The organism is Vibrio sp. V42_P2S4T144, assembly GCF_009904715.1.
In the GTDB taxonomy this organism is placed as follows: domain Bacteria; phylum Pseudomonadota; class Gammaproteobacteria; order Enterobacterales; family Vibrionaceae; genus Vibrio; species Vibrio alginolyticus.
In genome coordinates this window covers 1-25,109 of the sequence record NZ_WXWS01000329.1, presented here as the reverse complement: position 1 = coordinate 25,109, position 25,109 = coordinate 1, and the positions used below count along the sequence as shown (strand labels likewise).

Below are 25,109 nucleotides of genomic sequence, written 5' to 3'. Positions count from 1 at the left end.
TCTTATCACCGACCATAAGCTCAGCCATTTAGAGTTGGCGAGTCATGATAGTCACTTTAATCCGGATACCATTCTAGAATGTGATGTCTTCAACCCATTAGAACTCATCGAAACCATCACGGAGCATGAATTAAAGCCAGACGCTATTTTCAGCAATAGTGATCACTTACAAACTTCCACCGCCATCTGCGCGCAATTTTTTGGCCTCCCATCCAAAGATTGGTCTGTCACGTTAAAGGCCAAAAACAAACACTTAACTCGACAAGTGTTAAATGAAAAATCCTTACCCAACACACAAAGCTGTTTGCTGCATCGCCATTCGAATGTGGCATTAGGCATGGCCTTCCCTGTCGTAGCAAAACCCAAAGAAGGCGTGGCGAGTTTAGATGTACAGCGCTGTGACTCCCAAAGCGAGCTCGATGCTTACTCCGAGGCGTTTTGGCAAAAGCACCCAAACGCCGCCATTCTGGTGGAGCAGTTTCTTCAAGGACCGTTGGTTACGCTCGAAACTTTAGGAGACGGTAACCAACTTATCGCCGTGGGCGGTTTTGATGTGTCGCTCTCTGAGCCGCCTTACTTTATCGAAACCGCCGCAGACTGGAACGGACCAAACGGCATTGCTCACCGAGAAGCTTGCTTGGCTCAACTTAAAGCGTTCGGCGTTGGTTTTGGAGTTTGCCACAGCGAATTTATCATTACGGAAAATGGCCCGGTTCTGGTGGAAATTAACTACCGCAGTATTGGAGATGGCCGCGAATTCTTGCTCAACAATCTCGCTCACTTCGGTTGGTTTAGCACAATTTTGGGTCTGCATTTGGGCCGAAGATTGGCCGGCGATTACCAAATTCATGGGTCAGCGCACGTGCACTATGTGGTTGCGGAGCACAGTGGTGTGATTGACGGAGGTTCGACGTCGTTCATCCAACACGATGACGATATCATCACCCAGCAACAGGTACTAAAAACCGCTGGAGAACACTTCCAACAGAGTTATTCCAATAAGGATTATCTCGCCCGAATTTCGATTGTCTCACCATCAGGGCGAAACCTCGACCAAGCGCTGCAGAACGCGCTTAGCAATTTCGATCTAGCTCCGACTCGTGAGGTGGCAGCATGAACGACAACGCTTTGTATCTAACGCAACGATTGATCGACACTTGCTTACGCGAAGACATGTTTGGCATTTTGTCAAAAGCCAAGTTCAGTAGCGACGCGCCAAAAGAGGGAATTGTTCCTCAAGGCGAGCAAGTCTGGCTGATATTTGCCAACTCTGATTTCACGTTGTATTTACCCGTTGCGCCAACGTATTACATGCAGCACTGGCGCTACGGTCACGCCAATGACGAAACACCACAAGGTTGGTGGGTGGAGAAAAATGGCCAAGTCGAACATCAACAACATTACAAAGAGTGGATTGCACTACTAACGACACTGGCGCATGACAGCTCTCACGAATTGTTGGCGGGATACCTTCAAGAACTAGAATGTGCAGAGCAACACAAAGCGCTGTGTGACCAAGCGTTTCATCATCACGCAGACCACATTTCTCAACCAATATCCGAGCTTGGTTCTTGGCATCAAAAACTGCTGCTAGCCGACCAGATCGCTTCTTACCTTGACCATCCGTACTATCCAACTGCGCGGGCGAAGTTTGGTCTGAGCGATGAAGACCTTGCTAAGTACGCGCCCGAGTTTGCACCAAGCTTTGCTCTGCATTGGATTGCGATTGAAAAATCACTGGTGACATTAACCAGCGAACAACCTGATTGCTGGCCAACCATGGAGCAAGTTGGGCTTCCTGCTGATTTTGCACTGAGCCACGTACTGTTCCCTGCGCATCCGCTCACCCTGCGATCTTTAGAAGCCTTACCCGAAGGTATGATAGAAGCGCCTTTAACGTATCTAGACGTGACGCCGACGCTTTCCGTTCGTACGGTGGTCGTCAACGACGCACCGCACATTCACATCAAAGTTCCGCTGATCATGCGATCGCTAGGCACGAAAAACATTCGCTTAATCAAGCCTTCAACACTGTATGACGGCCACTGGTTTGAACGCCTACTCAGCCACCTTGAACAAACGGACGCAGACTTAAACAGTCGCTTGTTCCATTGCAACGAAAAACACGGTGGACACGTCGGCGAGGATAAAACCTTCGCGTACATCGTACGTGAGTACCCACTTATTCATTGCGAAGACAAAGCGCTAGTTCCGGTTGCCGCACTGGCAAGCCCAATGCCTGACGACCGCTTGTTCTTAGAACACTTGGCAGAGCAGTACTATCAACAAGATACGCTGGCGTGGTTCAAAGATTACGTCGACCTATTATGCCAAGTACACCTTACCTTGTGGCTTCGTTATGGCATTGCATTGGAGTCCAACCAGCAAAACGCCATCATTGCATTTGATCAACAGGGCAAAATGACGCTCGCGATGAAAGACAACGACGCAGCGCGAATTTGGCCAGAGCGCTTCCACTTTGCAACAGAGCATGCTGCCCAAAAACACGGCGCAAAACTACTTCCAGTGGATTGCGATGAACTGCTCGATCAACGCATCAAAGTCGACAATGAATTGGCGCTCGGTCAGATGTTTACCACCATCACATTACAACTGGATATCGCAGCGATTGTAGAAGCCATGGCAGCGAAGGGCATTGCCTCTTCAGCATCGCTTTACGCCATCGTGGCCAAAAGCATTTCAGAACAACTCAACCGATTAGAAGGCGAAGGGTTAGAGACGAAACTGGCACGCGAGTTACTGCAAGAGGCGCCTGATTTGTACGCCAAGTACTTGTTGAGCTCTGGCAGTTTGCTCTCGAAAGAAGCCTCCGGCGCGAGCGACATCAATAAGTTCTATGGTTTGTCGGCCCCGAACTTCTTACTGCTTTCTAGCGAAGAAGCGCAACGCGCCTACATAGAAGCCATCAAAAAAAGCGTACGTTAACGATTATGACCAAACTCATCTACAGTGTGTTGTTGTGCCACTTTATCGCTGCGTTTGCCGCGTTAGGTATGCCGCTATTTCTACCCGTCGTGTTGCCAACGTTAGGCGCAAGCATTGATGCGGACTGGGCAGGGGTATTGTTTATCCTACCTACGTTTTGTACTGCGTTGGCGGCGCGATTTTGGGGAAACTTTGCCGATCGCTACGGTCGCCGCCGCTCACTCTTGCGTGCGCAACTTGGCCTTGCAGCAGGGTTTGCGCTGTGCGGCTTGGCAGACAACCTCGCCATGTTTGTGTTTGGTCTTATTGTTCAAGGAACCTTTGGCGGCACCATGGCCGCCTCGAACAGCTACTTATCTAGTCAAATTAAAGAAGCCAAAACACTCGGCAAGTCACTCAATAAAACCCAACTATCTGCTCGCTTGGCGCTGATCGTTGCGCCTATTGGGCTCGGCTGGAGCTTGTCAGAGACCAACCCGCTCAACGCGTACCTTTGGTTATGCGTTTTGCCTTTGATTGCGATGGGCATCACGCTAACACTGCCTGCGGATAAACCTGCCGAACGAAACCTCGAAAAGCCAAACTCAGAACCTCAGCAAGAAAAACCGGTTGCACAGAAAAACGCAATGCATGCCATTCGTTGGATCTTCTTTGCTCAATTCGGGTTTGCGTTTTCTATGGTGGTGACCTTTCCTTATTTCTCGCCGTTTGTGCAGCAATATGGCATCACTAACCACGCATGGATCGGTTTTTTGTACGCACTGCCGCATGGCGTCTATCTGTTGCTGGCAGGAAAAATTCACGTGTTGTCAGATGGGTTGAATCGCCATCAACCGCTGCGCACGTTGTGGCTTGGGTTTGCATTGCTTGCCGTGAGCTCTGCCTTGCATTTGATTGCGTCCGAAACCGCACTCATTGCTGCGAGAATTATCTTCGGCATCGCGATGGTGTGTTGTTATCACGGATTGCATCAGCATCTTGCGAGCAATCTGGATCGCAAACTCAGTGGCAAAGTATTTTCTCGCTTTGATGCCATGTCCAAATGGGGTGGCGTGGCAGCGGGATTTTGCGCTTCTTTCATTTCTAGCTTGGGGCTACTTGAGGTTCCTTTCCTACTTTCTGCGATAGTCAGCGTAATCACCTTGATCGCGCTGGTTCTCCACTCAAAATTTGGAAATCAACATGTTACAAACTCAATACTCTCAGACTAGCGAGTTACGCGCGCATGAGGTGCAGCTCAATCGTGAGAAAGCCCAACTCAACACGATAATGGGTGTTCTTAATTGTTACTTACGAGAATTTGCGCTACCGAATCAACAAGTAGAATGGCACTACCAATCGACATCGCTACCCCAAACGTTAAAACGCAACTATTCCGCAAAACAACGGGTAGCCGTTCATCTGTCTCAACAAAATGGCGTATTGGTTTTGCCGATTCACTACGCGAGCAAACTGGGCAAAATCAAATTGGCAGAACTGCCTTGGGCGAAAATGCCGGGATCTAGTTGGGCGAAATTGGATGCCACGCAAACTCTTACGCTTTTGCTTAACTATCTCAAGCAGGTGTTGGCGATCCCATTTAACCATGAGCTGATCGAACAACTGGAAAATAGCGTACTGGTTACCGAGCAGTTTCTCAACGTCGCGCCCAAATCGCATCACAACGAGTTTATCGCTTCGGAACAGTCTCTGATTTGGGGGCATACTTTCCATCCGACCCCAAAAAGTCGTTCGGGCGTCACCATGGATGATCTCTTGGCGTTTTCTCCAGAAGTCGGCGCGCAAGTCCCGTTGTACTGGTTTGAAGTGGATACGTCCTTACTTGATGTGCTGAGTTCCGACGGAGAAGCTAACCCTGCGCAACGCATGCTACAACAGCTCGCGCCACAACACGCCACCAGCGATGGGAAGACCCTCTACCCTTGTCATCCTTGGGAAAGCTACACCATTTTGAGTAACCCAAGCGTGAAGCGTGCCATTGAACAAGGCAAGATCACGCCACTGGGTTTAGGTGGTGAAAAGATGCAGCCGACCTCTTCAGTTCGTACTCTCTACCACCCTGACATGGACTGGTTTGCGAAATTCTCCATCAACGTACGATTAACCAATTGCGTGCGCAAAAACGCGTGGTACGAACTCGACAGCGCCGTGCAACTCACGTCGATTCTCAAACCAATTAGAGAAAACGAACAGCTGCACAACCCCGTATTTAAAGTGATGACAGAGCCTTACGCCACCACGTTGAATCTAGAAAGTGTCGCTGAGCACAACTGGGACGACAACACCAAAGCACGCGAATCGTTTGGGATTTTGTATCGCGAAAATTTCTCGCTGAGCGAAGTCGACATCTTGAAACCAACCCTCGCTGGCGCTCTGTTTGCTTACGACAATAACGGCAACAGTTGCATTGCTCAACGCCTTAAAAACAAAGCGCGTCCTACGCAAAATCGCTATTCCGACATCGCGACACTTTGGTTTGAACGCTATTTGCATTGCCTGATCCCGGGCGTATTTAATTACTACTTCAAACACGGGGTGGCGTTTGAGCCGCATTTGCAAAACACCCTGATTGGCTTTGAGCAAGAGATGCCGTGTTGTGTTTGGATTCGTGATTTGGAAGGCACTAAATTACTGCCGGAGTTCTGGCCAGCAGAAACATTAACTGACTTGTCTGAACGCGCACGACAATCGGTTTACTACAGTCGCGAACAAGGCTGGAATCGCATCGGATACTGCACCTTTATCAACAACATCAGCGAAGCGATTTTCTTCATCGCAGAAGGTGATGAGCCACTAGAGCAAACGCTGTGGAATGCGGTGCAAAGTGCCATTGTGCATTGGCAATCAGTGAATGGAAAACAACCGGAACTAGAAACGTTGCTAAATGGCGGTCACTTCCCAAGCAAAAATAATTTCACCACGCGTTTGATGCAAAAAGCCGATAAGGAGTCGGGCTATACCCAAGTCGCCGCGCCTTGGCAGCAACACGAAAAAGGATCGCAACATGTCTAATTCACTCTCTCTACCGACACGCGTTTGCCAACAAGTTCACACGCTCGCACAGCAGCAAAGTCAACCCTTGTGCGCGTACGTGTATGACCTAAGCGCCTTAGAAGAACACATCAAACAACTGCGTCACGTTTTGCCGAAAAATGTCGAGCTATTTTACGCAGCTAAAGCCAATCCATCGGGCCCGATTCTCAAAACGCTCGCGCCGTATGTCGATGGTTTTGAAGCGGCATCTGGCGGGGAGTTGGCACACCTCCACCAGCAACAACTCGATAAACCATTGATCTTCGGTGGCCCAGGAAAAATGCCAAGTGAATTGCAACAAGCGATTGAACTTGATGTCGATGCGATTCACGTCGAAAGCCTCACTGAGCTGCAACGCATTGGTGCGCTAACCGAGCGCCTCAACCGCCCTGCTTCGATCTTTTTGCGTATGAACATCGATATTGGCGACATCACGCTCAGCAAGTTGGCAATGGGCGGCAAGCCGACTCCGTTTGGCTTGGACGAGTCCGAACTGAGCAATGCTTTGATGTTGCTGCGCGATTTCCCGCAAGTGTCACTCAAAGGCTTCCATTTTCACTTGATGTCGCATCAGCTCGATGTTGAACGTCACTTAGCGTTAATGCAGCGCTATTTCCAAGTCGTGAAAGCGTGGCAACAAGAGTTTGAACTCGGTGAGCTGATGATCAACTTGGGCGGCGGCATGGGGATTAACTACCAAAACCCTGAGCAACACTTTCCGTGGATGGAGTTTTGCGACAAGTTGGAATTCCTCATCGCCAAAGAGCAAGTGCAAGACTGGACACTGCGTTTTGAATGCGGACGTTTCATCACGGCGGCATGCGGTTATTACGTGATGGAAGTACTGGATATTAAGCAAAATCTTGGCGAAAACTTTGTCATCGCACGCGGGGGAACTCACCACTTCCGCACGCCAGCGGCACAGAGCCATGATCATCCATTCGTCATCCTGAAAAGCGAGCAACACCATGAGGTTTCTCATCCAATTCAGCATGCACAAGCGACCTTTGTCGGCCAACTTTGTACGCCCAAAGATGTGCTGGCACGCAATCAACACGTCGCCCACGTCGATATTGGTGATTATGTTGTGTTTACCTTAGCGGGCGCCTATGCGTGGAACATCTCCCATCAAAATTTCTTGATGCATGAACCGCCGATCTTCTACTATTTTTAAACGGCATACTTCGCTTCATTCAAGCCCCAATCATTGGGGCTTTTTTATTCCACTCGGCACAAATTAATTGCCATTAACCGCTTTGCGAAATAGCAATAACGCGTTTAATCAGCTCGTCGGGTTCCATCTTGGGATTGCGGTAAAAACGGAAGATTTCCGAGTTTATCGCTTGCTGAGCAACCGGATTGACCGCCATCGAATCAATCATACTCGGCACAGCGAGGTTGTGTTTAACGCCGTAGTGAAAGTCTTGATATGACTGGACCTGACACGGATTAAAATCGCTGATGTCGATATCGGTGCGTACCGGAATCGAGCCTTTTACCTTATTGAACTTAGCTTGAAACTCGACGTCTGCCAGTGCGCTTGCGGTTTGCTGAGCCGCCTCGGCAGAAAACGACTTGCTCGACATAAACACCAAGCTGTCCATGTTGTAGAGGAATACACCATCGCTGTCAGGCGTTGGGTAACAGCCGACCTCTTGCGGAACCGAGACTTGATTGGCGAGCAGCTCACCCAAAATCCAATCTCCGCCGATTTGAAACAGTGCTTGACCGTCGGCTAGCGCTTGGGTCGCCGTATCCCACTTACTGTCGGGCAATTGGTTGTCGATCAACAAACTCAGGCGGCTAAATTGCGTCAGCGCTTGGCGCAGTGTATCGCTGTCGATGCTGTCTCGCTCAAGTTTAACCATTGCATTGGTGTAGAACTCAACGCCGCCAGTGGAGATCACTAAGTTCTCGAAAAGTTGGGCGACTTGCCACGGCTGCTCACCAACCGCGATCGGTACAATGCCATTTTGCTTAGCAAGCTCCATGGCGGCGAACATCTCTTGCCAGTTTTTCGGCGCGGATAGATTCAGTTGTTTAAGCAGCTTGTGGTTGACCCACAGCCAGTTCAAACGGTGCAGCGTAAGTGGCAGGGCGATATAGCCGTTTTGTGTTTTATTGATTTCGATAGACAGTGGGTAGAGCACCTCGTCCCAGCGCTGCTCATCGGCAACCGCGTTGACGTTGTGCAAAATACCGATGGCATCCCACGCCTTAATACTTGGCCCTTCGATTTGCGCGAAGCTCGGTGGATTACCCGCCAGCGCACGAGCTTGCAGTACCGTCATCGCGCTGTCACCACCACCGCCTAACACCGGGCTTTGCAGCAGCTCAATATCGTGCTGTTTCAGTTGCGCTTTAAGTGTTTGCAGCGCTTGCTGCTCGCCGTCAGAAGTCCACCAATGTAAAAACTCTACCCCTTGTGGCGACTCAGCGTGAGCGACGCAAGGGGCGAGCAACAGTGGGAACAGGAATGCCAGTTTGTTCATAGTCAGTCTCTCGGGAAAGTCAGTGTAGCGCAGAGGCCGCCAAACTGAGAATGGCTCAGCAACAAGTTGCCGCCATGAGCCTTTGCAATACTCTGTGAAATGGTTAACCCCAGCCCACTGCCTTCTTTATCGTTGCTAGCGCGGAAGTATGGCTGGCAGAGCTTTTCAAGTAATAAATCGTCAACACCGTCACCGTGATCTTCAATTTCAATCTGGATCGACTCTGGGCTTTCACTCAGCGTAATGTCCGCTTGATGGCCGTATTTGAGCGCGTTATCGACCAGATTCTGAATGCAGCGCTTAATCGCTAACGGTTTACCAGCAAAGTGGGTGCGGATTTCACCGTGGATGCGAATTGTGTCCGGCGCATCGGCGATATTGGCGGAAATGTGCTGAATCAGTTGGGTGAAATTGATCGGCTCGATTTCCTCGTGGATATCGGTCTCTTTAATGCATTGCAATGCGCCTTTGACCATCAAATCTAGGTCGTTACTCAGGCGGATAAAGCGTTCTCGGTCGGCGTCGTCATCCAGCATCTCCGCTCGCAGTTTTAGGCAGGCAATCGGCGTTTTCAGATCGTGGGAGATGGCGCTGAACAACATTTCACGGTCTTTAATATGGCTGTCGATGCGTCGATTCATCTTGTTAAACGCACGTACCGCCGCTTTCAGTTCGTTACTGCCTCGCTCAGAGACTTCGGGCACGTCTAGTCGGCTCGACATCAGGGTTGCGGCTTTTGCCAGCTCTCGAATTGGTTGAATTTCTTTGCGAACGATAAACCAGGTACACAGCAACAGCATTAGCGCGGACAGCAATAGCGTCAGCCATTGGCGCAGCTCAAAATAGTTAGTCTCTAGGTTGATGTAAGGCGCGGGTAGCACCGCCGCGAGATAAAACCATTCGTTCTGCGCGACTTCGACCTGCATCACCAGAATGGGTGGGTTGAGGTCACCAAACGAAAGCGAATAATGCGCCCACAATAGTGGCAGTTCATCGATAGGTAGCTCGTTGTTGAACACTTTGAGTTTGTCGCGCTGGGTGAACTCCACCTCGATATTAGGAATGCCGCTCAACTCGCTTTCTAATACCTCGCGAACTTGGTTGATGACCAACGTTTTGCGTTCGCTTTCTGGCAGCGGGTCGACGTCAATCTGGTGGTTGTTGAGTGAGACGAAAAAGCGCGTGCCGCCCATATTGCGTAGTTGATTGAGCACCAAGTGGCGATATTCAGAAGGGAGGGTTTGAAAGAAAGCGATGGTGGAAGAAGCGCTCAGTGCTAAGCTTTTGACCGTGGTGGTCAGGCCTTCTTTATCGCGTTCGCTGGCGTGTTGATACCAGATAATTCCGGATAATACCTGCGCCAAAATGATCACCAGCAACAGGAACACACTGGTGCGAACGACCAGTGATCCCGTCCAGCGTTTAATTCTCATAATGCACGTCCGTGGTTAGCATGTAGCCTTTGTTGCGCACCGTTAGGATCAGCGAGCGGTCTTTATCTTCAAGGTGATGACGCAAGCGGCTGATCTGCACGTCAATGCCGCGTTCAAACGGGTCGGCATCGCGTCCCCAGATCTCGCGCGCAATATCATCGCGCGACAAGATCGATTGTGCGTGGTTGACGAATAAACCAAGTAGCGACAAATCCGCGCCACTCAGTTGTTTGACCTCGCGGCTAGCAACGTGGGTCAGTTGCCGAGTTACTGTATCTAACAACCAGTCGTCAAAACGCACTTTACGCGTCAGTTTGCTATTGGCGGTCGTTTGGCTGCGTCTCAGAATCGTTTTGATGCGCGCGAGCAGTTCACGCGGACTGAATGATTTGGTGATGTAGTCGTCAGCGCCCATTTCTAGCCCTGCGACTCGGTCGGCTTCTTCAGTGACGGCGGTCAGCATGATGATCGGGATATCGGAGTTTTTGCGCAGTTTCTGGCACAGGGTAAAACCGTCTTCACCGGGCATCATAATATCGAGGATGATCAAATCAGGATGGTGATCGTTGAGCAGTTGCCACATCACGCCGCCGTTTTCCGCGCAAAGCACTTCAAATCCAGCGCGACCAAGGTAATCTGACAATGCTTCGCGAAGGTCGAGGTTGTCATCGACGACCAGTATCTGCTTGTTTTCCATCCTACTTTCCCTGTGTCCGTCCCTGTGCCTGCCCCTGAGTTTGGCGCTGGCCAATATGATGCATTCTTAAACGCCCATGCACAATCGAGCCGATTACAATTTTCACTTCTCGGTGTAAGAGATTTGTAAGCGGCCACTTACAAACTGATTGCCTTTTGTAACCTTAGGCGCCGCCTTGCTCGCTATGATCATCCTGACCTTACGTGAAACAACATGACCTGAAGGAATCAGGTCCTACAACACTGGCATTCGTCAGGAGGAAACCATGTTTGCAAGTATATTTGGACAACTACAAAAAATAGGGCGGTCGTTGATGCTGCCTGTGGCGGTGTTACCGGTGGCTGGCTTGATGCTGGGTATTGGTAACGCGGGTTTTGCGTTTATTCCAGACGCGGTCAACAAAGTGATGCTCGCCGCCGGTGAAGGCGTGTTCGGCAACATGCAGTTGATGTTTGCGGTCGGTGTGGCGCTCGGGTTATCAAAAGGCAATGACGGTGCGGCTGCGCTCGCAGGCTTAGTTGGCCTAATTATTATGAACGCATCGCTCGGTATCGTGACTGGCCTGCGCGGCCTAGAAACTGACGCCACGATCATGGGCGTTGAGACGCTGCAAACCGGGGTGTTTGGCGGCATCTTTATCGGTGCGGTGGCGGCAATCATGTACAACCGCTTCTACAACATCAAACTGCCGGAATATTTGGGCTTCTTCGCGGGTAAGCGATTTGTGCCCATTGTCACCGGTCTATCGGCGATCGTCGTTGGTGCGATTCTCGCGTTTGCATGGCCACCTGTCGGACAACGTCTTGATGCATTCTCTCATTGGGCAGCGTACCAAAACCCTGTACTCGCGTGGGCGGTTTACGGCGCGGGCGAACGTTCACTACTCCCGGTTGGTTTGCACCACATCTGGAATGCGCCGTTCTTCTTTGAAGTCGGCAGCTATGTAGACCCAGAAACCGGCAAAGAGTTTACCGGTGAGCTCACTCGCTTCTTCGCGGGCGATAAAACCGCAGGTTATCTGTCTGGTGGCTTTATGTACTCCATGTGGGCGCTACCAGCAGCGGCATTGGCGATTTACCACTGCGCGTCTCCTGAGCGTAAGAAAATCGTCGGCGGTTTGATGATGTCTGCGGCGTTGACCTCTTGGTTAACTGGTATCACAGAGCCAATCGAATTTACCTTCCTATTCGTCGCGCCAGTGCTGTACGTGATCCATATTTTCCTAACTGGTATTGCGTTTGCGATCACCGCATTTTTGGAAATCAAACACAGTACTGACTTTGCGCACGGCGCGATCCAGTTCTTCCTTTACTACCCAATGTCGAGCAACGCGTGGATGTTCATCATCATCGGTCCAATCTGGGCGACGCTCTACTACGGCTTGTTCCGCTTCCTAATTGTGAAGTTGGATCTGAAAACGCCGGGTCGTGAAACCGACATTGCAGAAGTGAAGATTACCGGAGAGCCTGATGAAATTGCGGTGGATGTAGTAGCTGCATTGGGCGGCAAAGCCAATATTAAGTCAGTCGATGCGTGTATCACTCGTCTGCGTGTCTCGGTGAAAGACATCGCTAACGTTGATGTTGCTAAGCTAAAAGCACTTGGCGCGCGAGATGTGTTAGTGATTGGCGACAGTTTACAAGCGATTTTCGGCACGCAGTCTGACTCAATTAAGTCAAAAGTGCACAGCGTACTCGCCACCTCCTGATCTTACCTCCCCCAATCTAGGTAAGATTTGCCAACCTCCTTGTGAGGTTGGCTTTTTCGTTTTCGGAGTAAAAAAAGCGAAGCCAATAACCAGCCCTACTTCGCCGCCGCGTTGGTTAAATTGCCCAGCACGCCGCTGATTTTGTTCAATGCCTCGTCACAGCCTTCAATATGATGGCGCTGTTTTAAATACATCGGATCGTTGTAAGCTAACCACGTTTTACCTTCAGCATCTTCATACACCAACACTTTTTGGGGTAAATCGAGCGCCACCTCCTGCGCACAGATCATCAGTGGTGTGCCCACTTTAGGGTTCCCAAACACGATAACTTCAGTTGGTCGCAACGTCATATCGACTTTCACGGCGTTCTCTTGATGGTTAATGCGCGCAAAGACGTTCAACCCTTTTTCTTGCGCGATAGCGACAAATTTATCCGCCGTATCTTTTGCTGAATGCGTGCTCGCAACGGTTACCACACCCTCCCCAGCCAACGTACTCAATGACGCCAACGCCACTACCAACCCCATCATTACTTTTTTCATTTGTCGTCCCTTCCTCTCTCTGAGTAGAAAACTAAATATAGAAAAACCAAGTGTAGGAAAACTATAGAAGTCAGATTCCGCTATGGCGAATTGCACTCTACCCACTCAAGAGTCGACCGTGTAACACGGATTAATTGATTCAGATTAATAAAGCATTAACTAGCCGAGCATCAAAAGCGTGAAATACGTAACATTTGCAGCCTATTTTAGTAAGAAAGAGAAAAGTAGTGACACGCGATCAATTTGAGTTATTAGCACCCGGTGGTGATTTAGATTCCATCAAAGCCGCCATTGCCGCTGGCGCCGATGCAATTTACTGTGGGCTCGACCGCTTCAATGCTCGTAACCGAGCGACCAACCTCACCTTAGATAACTTAAATGGCGTGTTAACGTTAGCCCATCAGCACAGCTGTAAGATTTTCCTAACGTTGAATGTGCTGATTTTAGAAAGTGAAATTCCGGCGATTGTTCGCTTACTCAGCCAACTGAACACCACCAAAATCGATGGCGTGATCGTGCAAGATCTCGGTCTGGCCTACATTCTCAAACATCACTTTCCCGATTTGGATGTGCACGCTTCAACGCAACTGAACACGCATAACGAAGGCCAAATCCTCTTTCTCAACCAGCTCACCGCAAGCCGAGTAAACTTATCTCGCGAACTTAACATCAGTGAGATAAAACATCTGGCGCAATTTGGTCGCGAGCACAACGTAATGATGGAAGTGTTTGTCCACGGCTCATACTGCATCGGATTCTCCGGAATTTGCTACATCAGTTCCGCTCGCAATGGCGCATCAGGTAACCGTGGACGCTGTAGCCAACCTTGTCGCGAACAGTACGAAACGACCAAAACAGGCAACAACTACCCACTCAATATGAAAGACAACTCCGCCTTTGGGGACTTGGAAGCGCTTGCCGATGCTGGCGTGTATTCATTAAAAGTGGAAGGGCGAATCAAGAAATCGCACTACGTCTATACCGTGGTCGACAATTGGCGCCAGCAAATCGATCGCTTGTGCGAGGGTTTGGAACTCTCTGAAGACACCACAGAGTTATACACGGTGTTCAACCGTGATTTCTCCAACGCATTTTTGCAAGGTGATTTCGGCAAGGCGATGTACATCGACAACCCGCGCGACCATGCTGTAAAGCATTTTTCGAAGGTTTACCAATGCCAGTCTGCTGATGATGTACAAGCGGTGAAAAAGAAACTCTACGATGACAAAACCGCGATCATTGAGAAAGTGGCAGAGCAAACTAAGTCGTTCGATGTCACTTCAACACAAGTATCCGGCAGCAGCTTGAAAGGGTCGATTGATGTGCCAACTCTGCCAACGTTACCTCAACCAGAACCTCGCCAAGGTGCGCCAAAATTATCGGTTCTGATCTCGTCAGCACAAGAAGCCATGCTGTGCGAATACCACGACGTTGATGTTTACTATCAATTGCCAATGGGATTGTCTGGTGAACTGAGCGCGATGATTGAATTGTTCCAAGCCAACCCAATGCTCAAACCTTGGTTCCCAGCCATTTTGATTGGCGAAGACTACCACGCCGCGCGCGTATTTTTGGAAACCATCCAACCTGAGTTGTTGATCACCAACAACTCAGGTGTCGGCATGATCGCAAAAGAGCTCGGCTTAGGCTGGGTGGCAGGCCCACAACTGAACACGGTGAACTCATACGCGTTTAAATGCCTTCAAGACGAGTTCGCGGCAAGTGGCGCGTTTGTTTCTAACGAGCTGAATATGAAGCAGGTGCGTCACATAAAGCGTCCGAAAAACATGCGCAGCTTCTACAGCATTTATCACCCGAACACTCTACTCACGAGCCGCCAATGTTTGTTCCAACAAACCGAAGGATGCCGTAAGGTGAAGGTCAACAAAGGTTGTTTGAAACGCTGTGATAAACGCACGTCTATCATCAACTTAAAAGACAATCCTTACGTGGTACAAAAACAAAAAGGCAGCCACAATTCAATCTACAGCGAGCACAACGTCTTAAACCTGCAAGTGCTGCACGATCTGCCGCAATTGTTTACCGATGTGTTGATCGATCTGCGTGATATCCAGACAGAAACGAAAGTCTCAGCAAGCAAACCTGAGTTGATTGACGCGTTCTTAGCTCTACTTGAAGATCACAGTGAACAAGCCGTCCAAACGCTGAATGACATGATTCAACCAACAGCCAACGCGCAGTATTTGAAGGGGTTGTAGGCGGTACTTGAAAGTTAAACAACGCATCCACTCTCAACATATCTTGAACACACACAGTGCACTGACTACAATAGCGCACTTTTTACGGAATTTAGGTCACACAAAATGACAGATACAGCTAAACCAGCTCTACCAGATCGCCTAGCGGGTAACCCACGTAGCCCATTCTTCATCAAAGAATGCTTCGAGCACCAAATCGGTATTCGTATCAACGGCCAAGAGCGTACTGACGTAGAAGAATACTGCATCAGCGAAGGTTGGGTAAAAATTGCTTCTCCTAAAGCAAAAGACCGTTTCGGTAACCCAATGCTAATCAAACTTAAAGGCGAAGTTGAAGCGTACTACGTGTAAGCTGACCACGCTGAATGTATTTGAAAGCTCGAGTTTGACTCGGGCTTTTTTAATGCCTGTCATATCCCTCCTCATTTAATCTCTTCCCTCTTCTTTTCAGTACAAGTTATTAAGAAATCGATGTAAATCGCTGTTTTTATCTGATTGTTGTCTAAAGTTTCTAAAGAACGAACAGCAATAAGCATTGCCAAAAGAAACGACACCTTTTGAATACAGGGAGAGGAAATGGAAAGCCCACTTGTCACACTCAAACACGCCAGCAAAAGCTTTGTCGATGGCAAAGAGACACATCGCGTGTTGGAAGGCGTCGACTTCACGTTGAACACAGGAGCGAGTGTTGCGCTGACGGGCGCAAGTGGCAGCGGCAAAAGTACTTTGCTCAATGTCATCGCTGGCTTTGAGCCGCTTTCCGATGGTGAGTTGTGGTTAGATGGCGATAACACGGCGGCTTGGAAAGACCCACAATGGAGCCGATTTCGACATCAAAAACTCGGTGTTATCTTCCAGCAATTCAATCTATTAACGCCGCTCAACGTGCAGCAAAACATCGCCTTCCCTCTGCATTTGAATCAACAAAAATGGAACGACTGGTGCGATTATTTGGTCGAGACTCTAGGCATCAGCCAACTGCTCGACAGGCATGTTTCTGTCCTTTCCGGTGGCCAACAACAACGAGTCGCTATTGCGCGCGCATTGGCACACAAACCTAAACTGCTACTTGCTGATGAACCCACAGGAAACCTTGACCAAAAAGCAGGGTTAGAAGTGATGAAACTGCTCAGTGAAATCACCACCCAAGGCAATACCGCCGTGCTCTTGGTGACCCACAGCCATGAATGCGCTGAATTTATGAAAGCACGGCTGCGATTGGATAACAGTCAGCTACAGAACAGCCATCAAGTAAACAAACATGAGCTTCACCATGAAGCAAACTAAGCCATCAAACACCAGATTCACTCATACTCGACTCGCCCTGAATCTGTTTGCAGCGCACTATCGGCAGGCGCCACTGCAAGCCGCCGCAATTCTGATCGGTATCGTGTTGGCTGTGACCTTATTTGTTGCGGTGCAAGCCATCAACCTCAATGCCAAACGAAGTTATGCGGAATCTACCGAGCAGCTTAGCGCACGAGCTCAGAACTTAATTATTCCACCAGCAGGGCAAAACTATCTGCCCGAGTCTCTTTATTTCACCCTTAGACAAAACGGGCTCAGTGCAGCACTACCTGTAATCGAAGGGCGAGTGAGAGACGAACAAGGTCGTCGTTGGTCAGTACAAGGTAGCGAGTTGATTGCCGCTATCTCTTCACGTTCTCGCTATTCATCAGATAGTGAACAGAACGTCTCTTTGTTCGATAGTGCTTTACCTTTGCCTGAGCTTTTAGCCGGCAAGCCAATCGTGATGATGAGCCAATCTCAACATCAAAACTTAGGAGAGGTAGAAACCCTAACTCTGGACGACATTCCAACCCAAGTGGTGGTGCTACCTGACGAATGGCAGTTAGGTAGCCGAATGTTGATGGACATTGGCTTTGCCCAGCAACTGCTCAATAAACAAGGACAGCTCAGTTACATTGCGGTTTTCCATTCGGGTGATAAAGGGAATAAAGACACGCAAGCAAATTGGCAGAACCTTATTGGTGAGCAAGGACAATGGATTGCCAATAATCAAAGTACCGACCTTGGTTCGCTGACCGACAGCTTTCACCTCAACCTCACGGCAATGAGCTTACTCGCGTTTTTAGTCGGGCTGTTCATCGCTTACAACGGCGTAAAGTACAGCTTGCTTAAACGCAATCGGCTGTTAGTGCAAATTCAACAAGCGGGTGTTGCGCCGAGCATTGTGTTCTCTGCGCTGTTAGTTGAACTCACTATTCTCGTTACCATCGGCGCTTCCCTCGGTTTTGTATTGGGCACGCAGCTTAGCCACTGGTTACATCCGACCGTGGCACTGACTCTAGAACAACTTTATGGCGCGACACTGCTGCCCGGCACTTGGCAGTGGCAATGGTGGGCACAAGCATTGCTACTCACGTTAGTCGCCACCCTGTTGGCATGTTGGCAGCACTTTAAACAGCGAGTGCGCCAGCCGCTTTCCTCTCATGGCGGATTTTATCAAGCGCCGGAAGCCTCTAACGAAAACCAATTGTTCGTGATAGGTGCTTCGTTGACGGCTCTCGCACTCGCAGGGTTATGGTTGAGTGAGCATCACCGCTTCACCATGGCGTGGCTCGGCGTGCTTGTGGTGTCGATTCCTTTATATCTACCCAAAACACTCAGCGTCTTAGCCAATTGGTGTGAAAAGCGCACCACTTCCGGTTTGATGCAGTATCTGTTTGCTGAGCTGCGTGAGCTGATTTCTCCGCTTTCTCTCGCCATGATGGCACTGCTACTCGCCGTTACTGCCAATATGGGGATGAACACCTTAGTGGGTAGCTTTGAATCCACCCTTAAACAGTGGTTAGAACAAAGGCTGCACGCCGATATTTACGTCAGCCCTGCGCAAGGAGAAATCGCTGATGTAGAGCGCGCATTAGGGCAGTTCGATAAGGTTGAGACCGTCTACAAGCAATACTACGTCGACGATAACCTGCAAGGCTTACCGATTTTGCTTGGCACCAAAGACAAAGACACCTTAGAACAAACCATGGTATTCAAATCGCACTTGGAAAACTTCTGGTCACGCTTTTATCAAGGTAAGTTAGTCGCGATCAGTGAACCTACTGCGGTCAAACTGGGTTTATCACTGGGTAGCGAGCTCACGCTTGATGCTGTTCCAGATAAGAACCTGCTTGTGGGTGCGGTATTCCACGATTACGGCTCACCCAACGGTGAAGTCTTATTAGCACCCAAATTATGGCAAGAGAGTGGCTTTACCGACCTGCCAACAAGCCTTGGTATTAAAGTCTCGGGTGACCCACAAATCGTCTACGAGCAACTGCGCGAGCAATTGAATCTGCACCCAAATCAGCTCTACGATCAGGCGCAAATCAAATCCATCGCGTTGGATATTTTCTCGCAGACCTTCGCCATTACCCGCGCACTCAACGGTGTGACTTTAATGGTCGCGGTGATTGGCTTGTTCAGTGCTTGTTTCATGTTACTCGACGCGCGTAAAGCCGCTATTGCAAGGCTGTATGCACTTGGCGTCAGCCGTCGTAAATTAATGACCATGGTGGTCGGACAGATCGTCGCTTTAGTCAGTTTTACGCTGGTTATTGCCCTACCTTTAGGAGCCATGGTGGGATATGTGCTGACAGATATTGTCACCTTGCGCGCTTTTGGTTGGAGCTTAAATTATCTGTGGAATTGGAGTGATGCGCTGAGCATTGCGGCAATCACCATCTTGGTGGCAGTGATCGCAACCTTGATTCCGCTGTGGCGATTGGTCAGTAAGCCTGTCGTATCCAGTTTGCAAAGCGAGGTGTTGTGATGGTTCGATTGGCAAGCAAGCTTACTCTACTCATAAGCAGCTTATTCCTATTCGGTTGTGAAGATGCCCAACAAAAAAATATGGGCACGCAAAATATGGGCACGTTGCTGGGCAGTGGAGATACACAAAGCGAGAGCAACTTATTCACACCCGTAGAAAAAGGGATTGAACTCACCTTCCCTGCAGACCATCAAGCACACCCAAACTTTCGTCATGAATGGTGGTACTTAACCGCTAACTTAATTGATGAAGATGGCACTCCACTTGGCGTCCAGTGGACACAGTTTCGCTTTGCTGCTGCGCCGCCAACGGACGAAGATGACGTGAAGAAAACCGAGTGGCAAACTCAGCAAATCTACATGGCGCACAGCGCAGTCACGACAACCGACAAACACTATGCAGATGAAAAATGGTCACGCGCTCAAGCGTCCTTAGCCGGCGTCGATAGCTCTCCATTTCGTGTTTACCTCGATGATTGGCAGTGGACCTCTTCAACCAACGACCTCTTCCCTGCCACGCTAAATGCCAATTCAGAGCAGTTTGGCTACTCACTAAAACTGACCAGCAGCGCACCTTATCAAAAGCAAGGCGAGCAAGGTTACAGCACCAAAAGTGCCGATGGTCAGGTGGCTTCGTATTACTACAGCCAACCGTTTATTGAAGTCTCCGGTGAGGTCACTATCGACGGCAAAAACCATCAAGTATCCGGCAAAGGTTGGATAGACCGAGAGTGGAGCTCGCAATTCTTACTCGACTCACAACAAGGCTGGGACTGGTTTGCCTTAAGATTGAGTGGCGAAACCAGCTTGGTGGTGTTCCAATTGCGTGATTCCAAAACTGGAGCAGCCAGCTACTCCAGCGCAAGGCTGATGCAGCAAGATGGTTCCGGCCTTGCTATCCCACAAAAAGACATTCAGTTAGAGGCAACCAAGCAAACCGAAATCCAAGGGCGAAAGTATCCAACCGAGTGGCAAGTGTCGATTCCTAACCAGCAAATCGAACTTATGGTTTCTGCACTCAACCCGAATGCGAAAATGCCACTTTCTGTGCCTTATTGGGAAGGTCCAGTGCGTATTGATGGCTCTCATTCCGGGACTGGTTACATGGAGCTAACAGGGTATTGAAATATTGCGCGGGAGCCCCAATTATTCTGCTAGAACAAATACTGGCAACCAAGTCATACACTGATTGAAAGGAAATATGATGAACCCAATTATCGCCTTGCTGAAAGAGAACAACATCAGCGATGAACAGATCAACGAAATCTTCCAGACTCTGACGCAAAACCCGCTCGCAGCAATGGCAACCATCAGCCAACTAGGTTTGCCACAAGACAAGCTACAAATGCTGATGGCGCAAGTGATGCAAAACCCTGCGCTAATCAAAGAAGCCGTAGACGAGTTGGGATTGGATTTCTCAAAGGTTGAAGAAGCAAAAGAGAAGCTTCAAAGCCAAAACCAAGGCAACTAAGTGTTAGCCATTTAGCGCTGAATATAGAAAAGGCCGTTAACCCGAGCATGTGGGTTAACGGCCTTTTTTGTTGGCTACTTTGTTGTTAGCTACTTTTTTGTCGGCTAATTATTAGCGATTTAAAGACGCGAATTGCTCTGCTGTCATGCCGTAGTACAGCTTGTCGTCAAAGCCTTGCTCTCGTTTGTAGTAGTCTTTCTGACGGCCTTCTTGAGTAAAACCATTTTTCTCTAACGTTTTGTAAGAACCAGCATTAGAAGCGTAGCAATCCGCACTGACTTTATGGGCGTTTAGCTCAGTAAATCCAATCTCGGTCATCATTTGACAAGCGCGAGTCGCAACGCCTTTGCCCCATGCGCAAGTAGGTAACTGATAACCCACTTCGTAGTTGCCAGCTAAGAACATCACTGCGGTCACCGCACACATTCCCATGTACTGACCTTGTTGGTCACGAATCACGAACGTTGGGCTATCTGGCCAAACACCCTCTTTGATCGCTTGTGCCGTATTTTCAATAATAGGGCCAAAGAAACCCTCATACAGGCTGTTGTCAGCAGGTGCGAAGAACAGATACTGATTGACCTTATCGTCGTTCAACATCTCGATAATATCTTGTAGATCAGAGCCTTGAATCAGTTGGATAGTCAACGATTCGTTAAATGGGATGGCTTCGCCTTGTTTTAGTTTTTGATATGACATGTGTTACCTCGTTATCTGCTGAAAATAGTAGCCCAGCGGATAAGAGAAAAATTGGATTTTTGCGACAACTTTCGGGCTGATTAGCAATGTATTACGACTCAAAATCGCCATAGATATCGATGGTTAAGTCGCGCTTTTTCAAGTATTTGCTTGGCGTTTTTCTTAGCTGCTGTTTGAGGGTACGAATCAAATGCGATTGGTCACTGAAACCAAATTGTTGTGAGAAACTCGCCCAATCAATTGCTTCTTGTTTGTAGAGGGTCAAAATCATCTGCTCCAGACGTGCCATTTGTTGATACTGCTTAACGCTCAGCCCCACTACTTGCTTGAAACTGCGCTCAAGCGTTCTTCGAGAACAGGCGCATTGTTTGGCTATCTCATCAATATCCATCGCTAGCTCAGGTGAGCGTAGCGCTTGAGCGTCCATCACGGATGCCGCTTTTTGCGATGCCAAAAACGGTTTGGTGCAACAAGGTTCGATATCTAACGCATCTAGATGTCGTTTGATGTAGTTCAGCAAACATTGCGGTGAATCTTGCAACTCTAGCAGCCATAGGCCCTGTTGAAAGCGCTCATCAAACGCCGCGCTGAGCCAATCAAACCATTCGCATTGGTTAATTGCGCTAATTTGGGATACATCACTAAAAAGTGACTCAATGGCATACAAACCCTCTGGGCGAAAGGTGATACCAATACGCTTGATGGGAGCCGTATCTTCCAACAACAGCAAATGCTCGTTAGCCGTTAATAAATGGCAGCCTTTGCCAGCAAGCTTTGTGTCTCCCGTGTCGTAGCGGTAGCCTTGCACTGGTGGCGTAAAGAGTAAATGAGCACGCGGGTTTGGAATAAGGTGCGGCTTGGGGTCAATGACTTCACCCTCTGGCACTTCCAAGTACCACACTTGATGAATGAGCCATTCGTACTCTGGCAGAGACTGTTTCCAAGCTATCATGATTGTCCTAGCGGTTAGTAAAGATAATAAGCGCAACGTTTTTGCTTAAACATCTGCTCGTTGAGTGTGACTGATTGACGCTCATCTCGCCACGCATTTCTCACCCTGCTCCCTTGCAAGCTTGTTGGATTGCGGTAGGCTTTGAGCAGAGAATACAAGCTGAACAGAACAAGGAAATCCCCCGATGCGCGTCGACTACCACCAACGACTGGTTCCTGTGATTCGTTATTTAGAACAACACTTTAATGAACCACTCAACCTGCCAGAAGTGGCTGCGCTGGCGAACCTTTCCCCTTATCACTTTCATCGTACCTTCAAAGCCGTGCAAGGCGAGACATTGGCTGATTTCATTCGACGTTTACGTCTAGAAGCCGCTGCGGATGACTTATTCAAATCCAAGCAACCAGTATTGAACATAGCCCTAGAGTACGGATTTTCTAGCTCACAGAGCTTAGCCAAAACCTTCAAACAACATTATGGCGTTACACCTACGGCCTTTCGTGACTGCGAAAACTACCAGCAATTTTCTGAATTAGCACGAAACAGCAAGATTGGACACACGTTGCGCAAGAATGGAAACGAAGTAACACCAAGCGATTCATATACTGGCTCTGAACTCACCAAATGGAGCATGACAATGGAAACGCAAAACTTTGAAAAAGCAAAACTGGCTTACATTCGCGTAAACGGCCCTTACGGCCAAGGCTATGAAGAGCCATCAGGTCGCTTGTATCAATGGGCAGGAATGAAAGGTTTGGCAGGCAATACCTGCATCTTCATCTACCATGATAATCCTGAAATCACGCCAGACGAGAAGTGTCGCACTGATATCTGCTTGATGGTGCCAGAAGATACGGAAGTTCCAAAAGGCATTGAGCTGCAAGACTTCCCCGGTGGTCAATATGCGGTGATGCGCCAGCACATTACTGACCCGAGCCAATACTCAAAAGCATGGGATGATGTCATGAGCAAGGTAATTGAATCCGGTATTGAGAACGACGACCGTCCTTGCTTTGAGCTTTACCACAGCTTTGACCCACAAACGCACCATGCAGACGTTAGCTTCTGCACTGCCATCAAATAAACCAAAAGCCTGCATCGTTGCAGGCTTTTTCATTTCTTACTCTGGTTGCTTAAATCCGTTCTTCCAAACGCTGTTTATCTTTTAATCCAATTACTTAGAACACGAATGAATACCTCAGTGTTTTCGTGATCCTACTTCGCGTTTTGACCACGCGCGTTCATTTGCTCGGCTGAGTTGGGATTCATTTCACAGATTATTCATGAAGCGAACCTAGACTGAAAAAATTCTATCGACCCCGTTAGACCTACAACGCTAGGCACAATAAAAACTAGGTACTACAGCACCTCTAGGACATTCCATGAAGAAGAACTTACTTGCCATTGCTCTTGGTAGCGTAATTGCGCTGACTGCTGCCCCATACTCTATCGCGGCTAACGATGCTGCTATCCAATCTTCCGCCGACTACTCACAGATCGTCACCAAACGTCAGGTTGTCGACCAACTGCTGAATGACGCGGTACAAGCATTCAAATCCCCTGCGCGTATCTCGCATGCGGGTTTTACCGCCAAAATGCCGAGCAACATGGAGATTGTTACCGACCGCTTACTAGAAGCCTACAAACTTGAGCCGTACCGCACTGATCTACTGATTTCTGCGGCAAACGCACAGATCTACAACAAGAATGCAGACCGCGCGATTGAACTATTTGAACAAGCTCTTTCTGTCGCACCAGACGATGTGGATTTGCACGCTTACTTAGCGGTATGGCAACGCTTTGAGGGCAACCAAGCAGAATCAGCGAAACACATGGCGACGCTCATGAAGCTCAATGCAGGTAAAGCGGCAGATATCCAACGCATCTTCGACACCGTAGACCGCGTACTTGCAACGCCACTAAAAGAGAAAGCCGATAAAGGCAAACTGGATGACAAAGGCGCTATAGTCACGTTGGGATACGCGCTGAACCCAGATGGTTCAATGCATCAAATCTTGGTTGAGCGTCTGGAAACCACGCTAGCAATGGCGAAAGCAAATCCAGACGCGTTGATCGTATTGACGGGTGGTGTACCGAAGAACCACAAAACCGAAGGCAAGTTAATGGCGGATTGGCTGATTGAAAAAGGCATCAGCAAAGATCGCATCATTGAAGAAAACTACGCCACCAGCACGGTAGGTAACGCTCTATTTAGCAGCTACGCATTGGCGCGTCATAACATTAAACACGCGACCATCATCAGCTCAGCGAGTCACGTGCGCCGTGGTCAAACATTGTTTGAAATCGCAAGTTGGCAAACTGGCCCACAAGGCATCACTTTCGACACCGTAAGCTACCCAGACAAGCCACTGAAAGACTTAGCCAAAGCCAGCGATAGCGAACTGCTTGGTATCTACCGCGATGCACTGCGTACATACGGCATGTGGAGCTACCGCTCTTACCCGCTAGAGTCGCGTTAAGTATTCTCGACTCATACCAATCAAAAAAAGCCTGCGTACTTGCAGGCTTTCTTGTCTTTGTGCAGTGATAAGAACCGCTTAAATTGCTTCGCCGTTTACCGTTACTGCCACATCAATGTTGCCACGAACTGCGTTTGAGTATGGGCAAACTTGATGTGCAATGCGCGTTAGCTCTAGCGCTTGTTCTTGTGGCATGTCTAGCTCTACCGCTAGGCTCACTGTTAGTGCAAAGCCGCCGTTATCGTTAGGACCGATGCCCACTTCCGCTGTTACGGGTGCACTTTTCAGGTCTACTTTACCTTCACGCGCTACGTGCAAAATCGCGTTAGAAAAACACGCTGAATAGCCCGCTGCAAAAAGCTGTTCTGGGTTAGTTGCTGCGCCTGTGCCGCCCATTTCCTTCGGGTATGACAGCTCTAGATCGAGAAGACCGTCATCTGTTTTTACTTGACCATTACGACCAGCCAAAGCGGTAGCTTGAGTTTTGTATAGAGTAGTCATGCGAGTGTCCTCTTAATTTAAGTTGTGCGCAATTTAATTGCTTGCAATCTTATATCGAAGTAAAGATCGTTTGCAACTATATTGTGCACAATTTATTTTATGACTCTCTTTCTCTATGAGCAGGTAGGCAACGCCAATGAGCCAGTGTTACAC

The 25,109-nt window shown here is 48.9% G+C and carries 21 protein-coding genes; 14 read left to right on the top strand and 7 right to left on the bottom strand.

Going from position 1 to position 25,109, the window contains the following annotated elements; genetic code table 11:
- From CAG68_RS11465 to CAG68_RS11445, 5 genes are all read left to right on the top strand, one after another.
- The coding region (locus CAG68_RS11465) for a hypothetical protein (protein WP_161441165.1) at positions 1-1,117 on the top strand (1,117 nt) is incomplete at its 5' end.
- A complete protein-coding gene (locus tag CAG68_RS11460; protein WP_064369566.1) occupies positions 1,114-2,946 on the top strand; it encodes an IucA/IucC family protein in 1,833 nt (610 codons plus the stop codon). The genes CAG68_RS11465 and CAG68_RS11460, both read left to right, overlap by 4 nt.
- Before the next feature lie 5 nt (positions 2,947-2,951).
- On the top strand, positions 2,952-4,157 hold the full coding sequence (locus tag CAG68_RS11455) for an MFS transporter (RefSeq protein ID WP_064369565.1): 1,206 nt from the start codon (positions 2,952-2,954) through the stop codon (positions 4,155-4,157).
- A complete protein-coding gene (locus CAG68_RS11450; RefSeq protein ID WP_104976381.1) occupies positions 4,129-5,958 on the top strand; it encodes an IucA/IucC family protein in 1,830 nt (609 codons plus the stop codon). Before CAG68_RS11455 ends, CAG68_RS11450 begins: the two co-directional genes overlap by 29 nt.
- Positions 5,951-7,153, top strand: coding sequence for an alanine racemase (locus CAG68_RS11445; RefSeq protein ID WP_161441164.1), 1,203 nt, complete (start codon positions 5,951-5,953; stop codon positions 7,151-7,153). Before CAG68_RS11450 ends, CAG68_RS11445 begins: the two co-directional genes overlap by 8 nt.
- A gap of 73 nt (positions 7,154-7,226) precedes the next feature.
- Here the strand turns inward: CAG68_RS11445 and CAG68_RS11440 are convergent, their stop codons facing one another.
- Genes CAG68_RS11440 through CAG68_RS11430 form a run of 3 tightly spaced genes read right to left on the bottom strand, consistent with a single transcriptional unit; the run spans position 7,227 to position 10,601 of the window.
- Positions 7,227-8,471, bottom strand: coding sequence for an ABC transporter substrate-binding protein (locus CAG68_RS11440; protein ID WP_161441163.1), 1,245 nt, complete (start codon positions 8,469-8,471; stop codon positions 7,227-7,229).
- 2 nt (positions 8,472-8,473) lie between these two features.
- Positions 8,474-9,904, bottom strand: coding sequence for an ATP-binding protein (locus CAG68_RS11435; RefSeq protein ID WP_017634508.1), 1,431 nt, complete (start codon positions 9,902-9,904; stop codon positions 8,474-8,476).
- The gene (locus CAG68_RS11430) at positions 9,894-10,601 is read right to left on the bottom strand and encodes a response regulator (protein WP_021450481.1); all 708 of its coding nucleotides are present in this window, start codon (positions 10,599-10,601) and stop codon (positions 9,894-9,896) included. Before CAG68_RS11430 ends, CAG68_RS11435 begins: the two co-directional genes overlap by 11 nt.
- A gap of 265 nt (positions 10,602-10,866) precedes the next feature.
- On the opposite strand from CAG68_RS11430, the gene ptsG reads away from it, so the two are divergent.
- Positions 10,867-12,309, top strand: coding sequence for a glucose-specific PTS transporter subunit IIBC (gene ptsG / locus CAG68_RS11425; protein WP_161441162.1), 1,443 nt, complete (start codon positions 10,867-10,869; stop codon positions 12,307-12,309).
- A gap of 95 nt (positions 12,310-12,404) precedes the next feature.
- Here ptsG and CAG68_RS11420 read toward each other — a convergent pair whose 3' ends face one another.
- Positions 12,405-12,851: a DUF302 domain-containing protein gene (locus CAG68_RS11420; RefSeq protein ID WP_054729918.1), complete on the bottom strand. Its 447-nt coding sequence runs from the start codon at positions 12,849-12,851 to the stop codon at positions 12,405-12,407.
- 227 nt (positions 12,852-13,078) lie between these two features.
- Between CAG68_RS11420 and CAG68_RS11415 the strand changes: the two genes are divergently transcribed.
- The 6 genes from CAG68_RS11415 (at position 13,079) to CAG68_RS11390 (ending at position 20,324) form a co-directional block, all read left to right on the top strand.
- A complete protein-coding gene (locus CAG68_RS11415) occupies positions 13,079-15,070 on the top strand; it encodes a U32 family peptidase (protein ID WP_054729916.1) in 1,992 nt (663 codons plus the stop codon).
- 105 nt (positions 15,071-15,175) lie between these two features.
- The gene (locus CAG68_RS11410) at positions 15,176-15,421 is read left to right on the top strand and encodes a DUF3297 family protein (protein ID WP_005374689.1); all 246 of its coding nucleotides are present in this window, start codon (positions 15,176-15,178) and stop codon (positions 15,419-15,421) included.
- Between the two features lie 225 nt (positions 15,422-15,646).
- The gene (locus tag CAG68_RS11405; protein ID WP_086047184.1) at positions 15,647-16,357 is read left to right on the top strand and encodes an ABC transporter ATP-binding protein; all 711 of its coding nucleotides are present in this window, start codon (positions 15,647-15,649) and stop codon (positions 16,355-16,357) included.
- Positions 16,344-18,854 (top strand): ABC transporter permease, encoded by a 2,511-nt coding sequence (locus CAG68_RS11400; RefSeq protein WP_086047183.1) that lies wholly within the window; start codon positions 16,344-16,346, stop codon positions 18,852-18,854. Before CAG68_RS11405 ends, CAG68_RS11400 begins: the two co-directional genes overlap by 14 nt.
- Positions 18,854-19,978: a lipocalin-like domain-containing protein gene (locus tag CAG68_RS11395; RefSeq protein WP_086047182.1), complete on the top strand. Its 1,125-nt coding sequence runs from the start codon at positions 18,854-18,856 to the stop codon at positions 19,976-19,978. Before CAG68_RS11400 ends, CAG68_RS11395 begins: the two co-directional genes overlap by 1 nt.
- 79 nt (positions 19,979-20,057) lie before the next feature.
- Positions 20,058-20,324, top strand: coding sequence for a DUF2999 family protein (locus tag CAG68_RS11390; protein WP_004746427.1), 267 nt, complete (start codon positions 20,058-20,060; stop codon positions 20,322-20,324).
- A 111-nt stretch (positions 20,325-20,435) separates the two neighbouring features.
- On the opposite strand, the gene CAG68_RS11385 is transcribed toward CAG68_RS11390, so the two are convergent.
- Positions 20,436-21,023: a GNAT family N-acetyltransferase gene (locus CAG68_RS11385; protein WP_054729911.1), complete on the bottom strand. Its 588-nt coding sequence runs from the start codon at positions 21,021-21,023 to the stop codon at positions 20,436-20,438.
- 91 nt (positions 21,024-21,114) lie between these two features.
- Complete coding sequence (locus CAG68_RS11380; RefSeq protein ID WP_086047181.1) at positions 21,115-21,975, bottom strand: helix-turn-helix domain-containing protein; 861 nt, start codon at positions 21,973-21,975, stop codon at positions 21,115-21,117.
- A 184-nt stretch (positions 21,976-22,159) separates the two neighbouring features.
- On the opposite strand from CAG68_RS11380, the gene CAG68_RS11375 reads away from it, so the two are divergent.
- Together CAG68_RS11375 and CAG68_RS11370 are read left to right on the top strand one after the other, a co-directional pair.
- Entirely contained in the window at positions 22,160-23,059 is a 900-nt protein-coding gene (locus CAG68_RS11375; RefSeq protein WP_017634517.1) for an AraC family transcriptional regulator, read from the top strand.
- Positions 23,060-23,357: 298 nt separating this feature from the next.
- Positions 23,358-24,455, top strand: a complete 1,098-nt coding sequence (locus CAG68_RS11370) for a YdcF family protein (RefSeq protein ID WP_017634518.1) — start codon at positions 23,358-23,360, stop codon at positions 24,453-24,455.
- Between the two features lie 78 nt (positions 24,456-24,533).
- On the opposite strand, the gene CAG68_RS11365 is transcribed toward CAG68_RS11370, so the two are convergent.
- Positions 24,534-24,956, bottom strand: a complete 423-nt coding sequence (locus CAG68_RS11365; RefSeq protein ID WP_005449644.1) for an organic hydroperoxide resistance protein — start codon at positions 24,954-24,956, stop codon at positions 24,534-24,536.
- Positions 24,957-25,109: the final 153 nt, after the last annotated feature.